Origin of the sequence: Xanthomonas sp. NCPPB 1638 (assembly GCF_041475635.2) — a bacterium.
Taxonomy (GTDB): Bacteria; Pseudomonadota; Gammaproteobacteria; order Xanthomonadales; family Xanthomonadaceae; genus Xanthomonas; species Xanthomonas cucurbitae.
In genome coordinates this window covers 1768683-1777781 of sequence record NZ_CM192984.1, presented here as the reverse complement: position 1 = coordinate 1777781, position 9099 = coordinate 1768683, and the positions used below count along the sequence as shown (strand labels likewise).

The following is a 9099-nucleotide window of genomic DNA, read 5'->3' as shown; positions in this document are numbered from 1 at the left end:
GGTTGGCCGCGCGATACAGGTCAGAACTGGTAGATCAGGCGCGCGCCATAAGCCGGCTGCGCGCTTGCAAACCCCTCGGGCCGGTGAATGGCCCAACCCGCGAACGCATCCACGCTGGCGCCAAACCACCCGCCACGCAGGCCCACCGCGCCGCCGACCAGGCTGCGACCGCGCAGCCCGCTGGCACTGGTTCCATCGACACGGCCGGCATCCAGGCCCAGATAGGGCGTCAGCCCGAGCCGCTGGATCGGAAAACTCAGTGTGTTGCGCCAGTACGCGCCCTTCTCGGCGCCCAGGTTGGCTTCGCCATCGAAGCCACGCACGCTGTAGCGGCCACCGATGGTGACGAATTCAGAGCCAAGCAACAGTTCGCCGGCGGTCTGTGCCCGCAGGCTGCTTTCCCATGCCATCGGCACCGGGCCCAGCTTGAATGGCAGCGCCGCGCTCACGTCCAGCGTGGTCACGCCATAGCGGAAGGTCGGAAAACCGATCTGCGGGTCGTAGTCGGTCCATTGGCTGTTGAACCAGGGCGTGCCACGTCGATGCGCGATCCGCGCATCCAGCTGCAAGGCGCCCAGATAGCGCCGATGCGCAAGATAAAACTCCGCGCTGCTGGTATCGCGTCGCTGGATGCCGATTTCCACGCCATCCAGATAGCTGCGCGCACGCCGCCGGCCGATGACCACGCCGGCGGAGGTCTTGCTGGTGCCATCGCGATGCAGCACGCGCTGCAGATCCAGTTGCACGTTGCTGGACTCACCGCTGGAGCGGAAGGTCTGCAGAAACCCGTCCACGCGCTGGTGATAACGATACGCCGACGCCGACAGCGCGAACGTCCACCAGCCCCATGGCAGGCTATAGCCAAGACTGTTGCCACGGGTGCCGCGCTCGTCGTCGCGGGTGGCCAGGTCGTGGCTGTAGCCGACGCTGAGCAGGTCGTTGATGCCCAGCAGGTTATCCAGTGAAAGATCCAAGCCGCCCTGCACGCGGCCAGTCGCCTCCACGCCCGAGTCCTCGGCGTTGATGACACCACGCCAACGCCGCCCATGCTGCAGGGTGATGACCAGATCCGATTCGCCTGGCGCATCCCCGGGCGCGATATCGATCTTGGCGTCCTGCGACGGCAGGCGCTTGAACTGCTCTACCGCCTGCTCGATCGCGCGCAGATCCAGCAGATCTCCGGCGCGCAAGGGCAGCGCCGTCTTCCAGTGGGCGCCATCGGTATCGACGACGACACGGACCGACCGCAACCGCCCGGGCATCAATTCGAAGCGCAGTTCGCCACGCGACAGATCCTGCTCGGGCACACCGATGCGGGTGGTGACCAGGCCGCGTGCCACCAGCTGGTCCAAGGCGCGACGGCGGATGAGGTCGATGCCGGCACGTCCGATGCAACGGCCCTGGTACCGGCGCAGCGAGGTCCACAACCACGCAAAATCAGCTCCGTGTTCGCCTGCACCAGACAGACGCACGCGCGTGATGGGAAAGCACAGAGCTTCCGCCGGCAAGACGGTGCTGCGGGCATCCACGCGCCCGGCGTCCTCGCGCGGGCCGGCGAACGGCGCCTGGCGCTCCTGCTCCTGACGGCGCTGGATCTCTTCGGCCTGACGCAACTGTTCCTGCCGGTCCAGGCTGGTCGGCGCCGTTTGTTGAGCAGCCGCCGGCCTGGCGACCGCCCACAGGCAAGCTGCCAGCACCCATGGCGCCGATCGCATCCACATCTGTCCTGCCCCCTGTGCAACCGTCGTGCATCTGCACGCGATTGCTCGCACCGCCACGCCTGGCCGCCAAGACAGCGGCACGAATCAGGGACACGGCGAGTGCGGCGGTACTTTGCTGCAGCGTTAACGAGGCGTCAACGTTGCGTGTAGGGCCTACCCTGTAAGAAAAATCTGACAATCGAGCTTATGTGATGGATTTCACATAAAAATTGTGCACTTCTCGTCGCGTGCTTCCACACGTCGCCCCTTGCCCCATGCCTTACCGTGTCCGCAAGCGGAATCAACCGATGAACATCGCAGCAACACTGTGATGACGTTATTTTTACAAGGGCATACGCAGTATCGCCGATCTTTATAGCCAAGGATCGCTGGTGCCTTCTTCCTCCCCTTCGCTCGCACCACGTGCAGCGCGGTCGCCCTGACCTTACAGGCGCACTCACTCCCCTGCTCGGCCTCGCGTTGTTTGCTGCATGTGCGCCTCAGGCACACAGCGGTGAAGTGCGGCCTGCGGATGTGGCTGACGCCTCCATCGCCCTCACGCCCATGCAGCAGGCCGAGCAATTTCGCGGCCAGCAGCGCTATGCGGACGCGCTGGCCATCTATGAACGCGTGCTGCGTGCCGACTCGAGCGACAAGGGTGCCTACACGATGCGTGCACTTACGCTTAGAGGGTGTTTACATAATTAACCAGTCAGCCGCGCCAGCAGCAATCGCGCTTGAGCCAGCCATACCCACGCCTCGGCCACCTTGGGCAGCCGATCGTGGTGCATGACGAGTCGGCGTGCACGGTCGTTCCAGGCATGCGTGCGTTCGACCACCCAACGCTTGGCCAGCACCACAAATCCCTGAGCACTGGCTTTCACCGTGAATAGGTCCGGCTGCTCTGGACCCATCCAACGCCCCACGTTCTTGTTGGCCGGATGCCGCACGACCTGTACCCGGATGTTGTGACACTGCGACAGCAGCTGCGCACACTGCCCTGCGTAACCGCTGTCGGTGTACAGCGTCTGGATGCTCGGATATTTTTCCATCGCCCGTTCCACCACCGGATAAGCGCCATCGCGGTCCTGCATGCTGGCGGCGGTGACGCTCACGGCAAGCAGCAATCCGAGCGTATCCACCACCAGATGCCGTTTGCGCCCTTTGACCTTCTTGCCGGCGTCATAGCCAGTGTCGCCACCTTGCGCAGAACCGCGCGTGGATTGTGCATCGATCACTGCGGCGGTGGGTTCTTCGTTCCTTCCTTCGCGCTCGCGCCATTGCCCGCGCAGGCGGTCGTGCATCTGCTCGAACTTGCCTTGCTCGCTCCAGCGGCGGAAGGTGCGATACACGTTTTGCCAACGTGGAAAATGTACTGGCAGCATCCGCCACGACCCACCGCTGCGCACCACATAACAACACGCATCCACCAGCGTTCTGCGGCTGATGCGCGGCGGCAAACCGCGCCCGCCTTCCTTCTCGAAAATATCCCTGACCAGTGCCCATTCGGCGTTGGTCAGGCAACTCGGGTAGGTCTGTTCCGGCTCCTGGCGAGCGTGCGCATCGGTATAGCCATAACGCGACTTATCGATCTGGACTTTCTCGATCGTTACCACCTCATGGCTAGGGCGGCGCTCGATACCAAGCCTTTTCAACGTCGAGACCACCGTTTGCTCATGAACATGCACGTTGCAGCGGCGGAGAAGCTCAAGCCTGATTTCCTCCAACGTCGCCGTCGGATCCGACGCGACGATGTCCATCAACACAGCTTCATGTTCGACTTGAATCTTCAGTGGGCGGCCCATTTCGATGACTGTCTGTGATGAGATGGCACTATTATATCATTATGTAAACACCCTCTTAGCGACCTGGGAAGCGCGCAGCTGGCTGCCGAAGCGGTATGGCATCACCCCGACTGGTTTTCGCAGCAGGAGCGCGACCGCCTGGAAAATGATCGTGTCGCACGCATGATCGGATGGGCCGGAGCCGAACCGATCGATGCGGCGCACCGCTACGCGGAGACCGATCAGGCATTGGCCAATGTGGCGCGTATCGAACGCAGCGCACCACCGCAGGTCGCCAGCGAAGCGACGCGGTTGTGCGTCGATCGCCTGATCGCACTCAATCAGCGCCAGCGCCACCGCGATGTGGTGGCCGGGTATCAGGCGCTGCGCGCGCAGGGCATCGACGTACCCACGTATGTGCTTGCGACGGTGGGCGATTCGCTGATGGGCCTGCGCCGTCCCGCCGAGGCGGAAATCGTGCTGCGGCAGGCGCTGCAGCACAGCCCGGACGATTTCAACACGCAGGTCCTGCTTGGTTACGCCTTGCTTGAACAGGAGCGCTTCGATGCAGCGCTGCCGCTGTTCGAACGGCTGGCTGCCACGCAGGCACCCTGGCCGCGGCGGGCGGGCGCCACCAGTGGCTACGAAAACTGGGACCGCTTCAGCGCCGACATTGCACTGGCCACCGCGCGTTCTGCGGCCAACGACAACCGCAATGCCGAACGCCTGCTGCGCGAACGTGCAGCCATCGGCCCGGACAATGCCGAATTGCAGGCGGCGTTGGCCTCGATCCAGGCGCGGCGTGGGCACACCACCCAGGCCCTGCAGCGCAATCGGGTTGCACTGACGCTGGACCCGCACCAGAAACAGGCGCGTAGCGGCGTGGTCGAAACACAGCGCGATCTGGACCGCCCGGATCTGGCCGCAGCGCAGTTCAAGGCCCTGCGCAACGAGTATCCCGATGACGTGGGCCTGCAACGCCTGGGCACATCGCTGGAGCGCCAGCGTGGCTGGCAGGTGCATCTGAGCCAGGCCTGGGGCCGCAGCGAGAACGACAACCGCGCTACATCGATCTCACCGCTCGGCAATCATTTCGGCGGTACCTTGCTGGAGGCAGAGTCGCCATTACTCAGCGAGCGCTGGCGTGTAGGCCTGCGTGCCCGCGACGACTGGGCCGACTTTCAGGACACGCGCGTGCGCTACCGCAGCTTCTGGCTGGGCACGCATTACCGCTACGATCGCCTGGATGTCAGCGCGTATGCCGGCCGCGCCCTCGATGACTTCGACCGCGACGGTACCGCTTGGGCGCTGGATGCCGGCTGGCGCTTCTCCGATGCGTGGTACGGCAGCATCGCCTGGCGCACCCGCGACCCGGACGCATCACTGCAAGCGCGCCGCCTGGGCATCACCGCCGACAGCGTCGGCGCCACCGCGCGTTGGACGCCCAGCGACGAAAGCCGCTGGGAACTGCAGGTGCGCCAGTTGCGCTACAGCGATGGCAACCGTCGCGATCAACTCGATCTCTCCGGCAGCCAGCGCCTGTGGGCCCGCCCACATGTGCTGGTCGATGGGCTGTTCGCCGCATCCGCCGGGCGTGCGCAAGACGACCGCGTTGTCGACTATTTCAATCCGCGCCGCAGCGCAGGCGTGGCCGCGGGTGTGCGTATCGAGCAGATCGGCTGGCGCCGTTACGACCACGCGTTTCGGCAGCGATTGGAAGTCACCGCCGGCCCGACGTACCAGTCTGGCTTCGGCAGCCAATGGGTGCCTGCGGTTGCCTACCGGCATCTGTGGTCGCTCGGCGATGGCAGCGCCTTGACCTATGGCGTGAGCTGGGCGCACCCGGTGTATGACGGCCGGCGCGAACAACAACTTGGACTGGACCTGGATTTCCGATGGGGAGGTACGCCGTGATCCGCCTGCCGCTATTGCTGCTCGCGCTGCTGCTGACGACGTTTGCATCGTCGGCACAGGCGGGCCTGCTGGTGCTTAGCTACCACGATATCCGCGACGACGTCGCGGCCAAGGGCGACCCGGATCGTTACGCAGTGTCCACCAGCAACTTCGCTGCGCATCTGGACTGGCTGCGCTCGCATGCGTACCACCCGGTAAGCGTGCAGCAGGTGCTGGATGCACGCGCCGGCCGGCGCCCCCTGCCCTCGCGACCGGTGCTGCTCACCTTCGACGATGGCCTGCGCAGCGTCTACACCCGGTTATTCCCGCTGCTGCAGGCCTATGACTATCCCGCCCTGGTCGCACCGGTCACCAGCTGGGTCGAACTGCCTGCGGGCAAGGTCGTGCCCTACGGCCCGCGCGATTTCACCCGCGACGACTTCGTGACCTGGGCACAGCTGCGCGAGATGCAGGACAGTGGCCTGGTGGAAATCGGCTCGCACAGCGACGACTTGCACAAGGGCATTGCCGGCAATCCGTTCGGTAATCAGACCCCTGCTGCGGTCACCCGGTTGTGGGATGCGAGCAGCGGCTACGAAAACGAAGCCGACTATCGCCAGCGCATCGAAACCGATCTGCGTCATAGCCGCGATGCAATCGTGGCGCATCTGGGTAAACCACCGCGCGCGATGGTGTGGCCCTACGCTGCCTACAACCGCGCCAGCAATGCCATTGCCGCGCAGCTGGGCATGACGCTCAGTTTCGACCTGGAAGGCCGCTCGCACGAAGCCGATATCGGCCAGCAGGGGCGCGACCGCGTGGACGGGCAATCGCTGGCCAGCCTGGGGCGCCTGCTGCTGTTCAACAACCCCGACGTACGCGATCTGGCCGGCGAACTGCGCCGCGATCTGACGCGCGATGGACTGCGCGCCATCCAGGTGGACCTGGATTACGTCTACGACCCAGACCCCGCACAGCTGGCGCGCAACCTCGATACGCTGGTCCAGCGCATCAAGGACATCGGCCCCAGCCATGTGTTCCTGCAGGCCTTTGCCGATCCCGATGGCGATGGCGCAGCCGATGCGCTGTATTTTCCCAACCGGCATCTGCCGATGCGCGCGGACCTGTTCGGGCGCGTGGCCTGGCAGCTACGTACCCGTGCCGGCGTGCGCGTGTTTGCGTGGTTGCCGGTGCTCGGCTTCCACCTGCCCGATGCGCAGCAACAGGCGGCGTTGCAGATCCGCGGCAACGATCCCAAGGACGTGCCACGGCTGGATCCGGGCAACCCGCGCACGCGCGCATTCGTTGCTGATGTCTATGAAGACCTTGCCGCCAATGCCTACTTCGAAGGGCTGCTCTTCCACGACGATGCCTACCTGCGCGACGATGAAGTGCCCGCCTATGGCAATGGCGATCCGGCCCGGCGCACCCAGGCGCTGATCGGCTTCACTCAACAGTTGAAGACCGCCGCCGAACGCTGGCGCCCCAAGCTGGTGACCGTGCGCAACCTGTTCGCGCAACCGGTGCTGGAACCGCACAGCGAAGCCTGGTTCGCACAGCGGCTGGAGGCGTTCACTGCTGCGTACGACTACACCGCATTGATGGCGATGCCGTACATGGAAAAGGCCGGCGACCCGCAGCAGTGGTTGAGCCAGTTGGCCAGGCGCGTCGGCGAAAATCCGCAGGGCTTCGACAAGACCATCTTTGAACTGCAGACCGTCGATTGGCGGACCGGCAAGCCACTGGCCGACGGGGTGTTGCTCGCACACAGCCAGTTGCTGCTGGCCGCGGGCGTGCGCCACCTGGCGTATTACCCCGACGATTTCATTGGCGGCCATCCGTCCCTGCCCGAAGCGCGCGAGGCCATGTCGGCTCGCCAATTCCCCTATCTCGAGCGATGACCGATGACGACCAGCCTCTTACTGGCCGCCCTGTTCAACTTTGCGTTCTTCTACCCGATCATCATGGCGTTCTTCTGGATGATCGGCGGCATCTATTACTACCTGCGGCGCGAGCGCGGCACGCCCGGACCGTCCAAGCCGCCGCCGATGGCCAGCGAACCGTTCGTCACGCTGCTGATGCCCTGCTACAACGAGGCCAAGCACGTTGCCGAAACCATTGCGGCGATGAGCGCACAGCATTATGCGGACTACGAGATCATTGCCATCAACGATGGCAGCACCGACCGCACCGCCGAAGTACTGGACGATCTCACCCACCAGCATCCACGCCTGCGCGTGGTGCATCTTGAGCAAAATCACGGCAAGGCCAACGCCTTGCGCATCGGCACACTGGCAGCGCGCTCCGACTACCTGGTGTGCGTGGATGCCGATGCAATTCTAGACCCCAACGCAACCCGCTGGATGGTGGGCCACCTGATCGCCGGCCCACGCGTGGGCGGAGTCACCGGCAACGCGCGTGTACGCAACCGCACCACCTTGATGGGCCGCATGCAGGTGGGCGAATTTTCCGCCATCGTCGGGCTGATCAAACGCGCGCAACGCGTGTATGGCCGGTTGTTCACTGTCTCCGGCGTGATCTGCGCATTCCGTCGCTCGGCCTTGCACGACGTTGGCTTCTGGTCCGACAACATGGTCACCGAAGACATCGACATTTCCTGGCGGCTGCAGCTCGACGGCTGGGACATCCGTTACGAACCCAACGCTTTGTGCTGGATCCTGATGCCGGAGACCTTTCGCGGCCTGTGGATGCAGCGCCTGCGCTGGGCACGCGGCGGCGTGGAAGTACTGCTGAGCCATGGCCGGCGCGCACTGGCCTGGCGCAGCCGCCGTATGTGGGGCGTGCTGCTGGAGTACGCACTCAGCCTGATCTGGGCCTATGTGATGCTGCTCATCATCGTGCTGTGGGCACTGGGCAAGTTCATTTCTTTGCCGCCAGCCCTGTACGTGGACACCATCCTGCCGCGCTGGCACGGTCTGGTGCTGGCGGTGGTCTGCCTGCTGCAGTTCGGCACCAGCCTGCTGATCGAGCGCCGCTACGAAAAAGGCCTGGCACGCCAGTTCTTCTGGGTGATCTGGTACCCGGTCGCCTTCTGGATGATCGGCATGTTCACCGCCGTCATCGCCTTCCCCCGCGCGCTCATTGCCCGACGCAACACGCGCGCCCGCTGGAAAAGCCCCGACCGAGGAATCCAATGACACCGCCCGTCATCAACCTGCCGCAACGCCTGGGCCGCTCGCGCCGCCTCGCCTACGGCGCCGCCACCGCCGGCGCCTGGATGGTCTATTTCTACCTGTGGGCACCGCTGGCCACGCTGATCGCCTGGTTCCTGGGCTTGCGCAGCGCCTACACAGAGCTGTATCTGCAGCACAATGCCCTGGACCCCTTCGCACTCGGCGCATTACCGGTGATCGCCCTGATGAGCGCCATCACCACCGTCGGCTGGGCCGAATACAACCGCCTGCGCTTTGCCAACGCCGACAAGCGCAAGCGCCCCCGCACCGTACCCGAGCCGGAAGTAGATCAACGCCTGGGCGCCACCGAACAGCTTGGCGCCCTACTGCGCCACAGCCGCATCTCCACGGTATCGATGGACAAGTTCGCAAGGCCGGTGGCGGTGCGGGTGCTGCGGCATCGGTGAGGCGCGCCCCCGCTACGTCGGCATCGGTGGCACCAGAATGAGAATCCTGTGTGGTGGATAACTGTTCTGACGTAGGGGATGGCTAAACCAATGACAAGGTAGCCCCAAAAATCGAGCACAT

At 64.6% G+C, this 9099-nt stretch carries 7 protein-coding genes; 5 read left to right on the top strand and 2 right to left on the bottom strand.

The features are described from left to right. Window positions 1-20: 20 nt before the first annotated feature. Window positions 21-1721 (bottom strand): ShlB/FhaC/HecB family hemolysin secretion/activation protein, encoded by a 1701-nt coding sequence (locus tag ACCQ13_RS07735; RefSeq protein ID WP_104604739.1) that lies wholly within the window; start codon window positions 1719-1721, stop codon window positions 21-23. 543 nt (window positions 1722-2264) lie between these two features. Between ACCQ13_RS07735 and ACCQ13_RS07730 the strand changes: the two genes are divergently transcribed. Further along, window positions 2265-2408 (top strand): hypothetical protein, encoded by a 144-nt coding sequence (locus ACCQ13_RS07730; protein ID WP_506185130.1) that lies wholly within the window; start codon window positions 2265-2267, stop codon window positions 2406-2408. On the opposite strand, the gene ACCQ13_RS07725 is transcribed toward ACCQ13_RS07730, so the two are convergent. Beyond that, window positions 2405-3505 carry an IS5 family transposase gene (locus ACCQ13_RS07725; protein ID WP_159406553.1) on the bottom strand — a complete coding sequence of 367 codons (1101 nt, stop codon included), beginning with the start codon at window positions 3503-3505 and terminating at the stop codon, window positions 2405-2407. The two genes, ACCQ13_RS07730 and ACCQ13_RS07725, sit on opposite strands and share 4 nt — an antisense overlap. Window positions 3506-3667: 162 nt before the next feature. Here ACCQ13_RS07725 and ACCQ13_RS07720 point away from each other — a divergent pair, with 162 nt between their 5' ends. The 4 genes from ACCQ13_RS07720 to pgaD are packed head-to-tail and all read left to right on the top strand — an operon-like array spanning window position 3668 to window position 8978. Next, window positions 3668-5398, top strand: coding sequence for a tetratricopeptide repeat protein (locus ACCQ13_RS07720; protein WP_372372368.1), 1731 nt, complete (start codon window positions 3668-3670; stop codon window positions 5396-5398). Then, window positions 5380-7278 carry a poly-beta-1,6-N-acetyl-D-glucosamine N-deacetylase PgaB gene (gene pgaB, locus ACCQ13_RS07715; protein WP_159406949.1) on the top strand — a complete coding sequence of 633 codons (1899 nt, stop codon included), beginning with the start codon at window positions 5380-5382 and terminating at the stop codon, window positions 7276-7278. The genes ACCQ13_RS07720 and pgaB overlap by 19 nt, the downstream gene beginning before the upstream one ends. A 3-nt stretch (window positions 7279-7281) precedes the next feature. Beyond that, on the top strand, window positions 7282-8535 hold the full coding sequence (gene pgaC / locus ACCQ13_RS07710) for a poly-beta-1,6-N-acetyl-D-glucosamine synthase (protein WP_104604733.1): 1254 nt from the start codon (window positions 7282-7284) through the stop codon (window positions 8533-8535). After that, entirely contained in the window at window positions 8532-8978 is a 447-nt protein-coding gene (gene pgaD, locus ACCQ13_RS07705; RefSeq protein WP_104604731.1) for a poly-beta-1,6-N-acetyl-D-glucosamine biosynthesis protein PgaD, read from the top strand. The genes pgaC and pgaD overlap by 4 nt, the downstream gene beginning before the upstream one ends. Window positions 8979-9099: the final 121 nt, after the last annotated feature.

Excerpts from the sequence above, each read along its gene's own strand:
- pgaB (WP_159406949.1), top strand. The coding sequence starts at position 5,380 with ATGGGGAGGTACGCCGTGATCCGCCTGCCGCTATTGCTGCTCGCGCTG.
- ACCQ13_RS07725 (WP_159406553.1), bottom strand. The coding sequence starts at position 3,505 with ATGGGCCGCCCACTGAAGATTCAAGTCGAACATGAAGCTGTGTTGATG.
- pgaC (WP_104604733.1), top strand. The coding sequence starts at position 7,282 with ATGACGACCAGCCTCTTACTGGCCGCCCTGTTCAACTTTGCGTTCTTC.
- ACCQ13_RS07720 (WP_372372368.1), top strand. The coding sequence starts at position 3,668 with ATGATCGGATGGGCCGGAGCCGAACCGATCGATGCGGCGCACCGCTAC.
- ACCQ13_RS07730 (WP_506185130.1), top strand. The coding sequence starts at position 2,265 with ATGCAGCAGGCCGAGCAATTTCGCGGCCAGCAGCGCTATGCGGACGCG.
- pgaD (WP_104604731.1), top strand. The coding sequence starts at position 8,532 with ATGACACCGCCCGTCATCAACCTGCCGCAACGCCTGGGCCGCTCGCGC.
- ACCQ13_RS07735 (WP_104604739.1), bottom strand. The coding sequence starts at position 1,721 with ATGTGGATGCGATCGGCGCCATGGGTGCTGGCAGCTTGCCTGTGGGCG.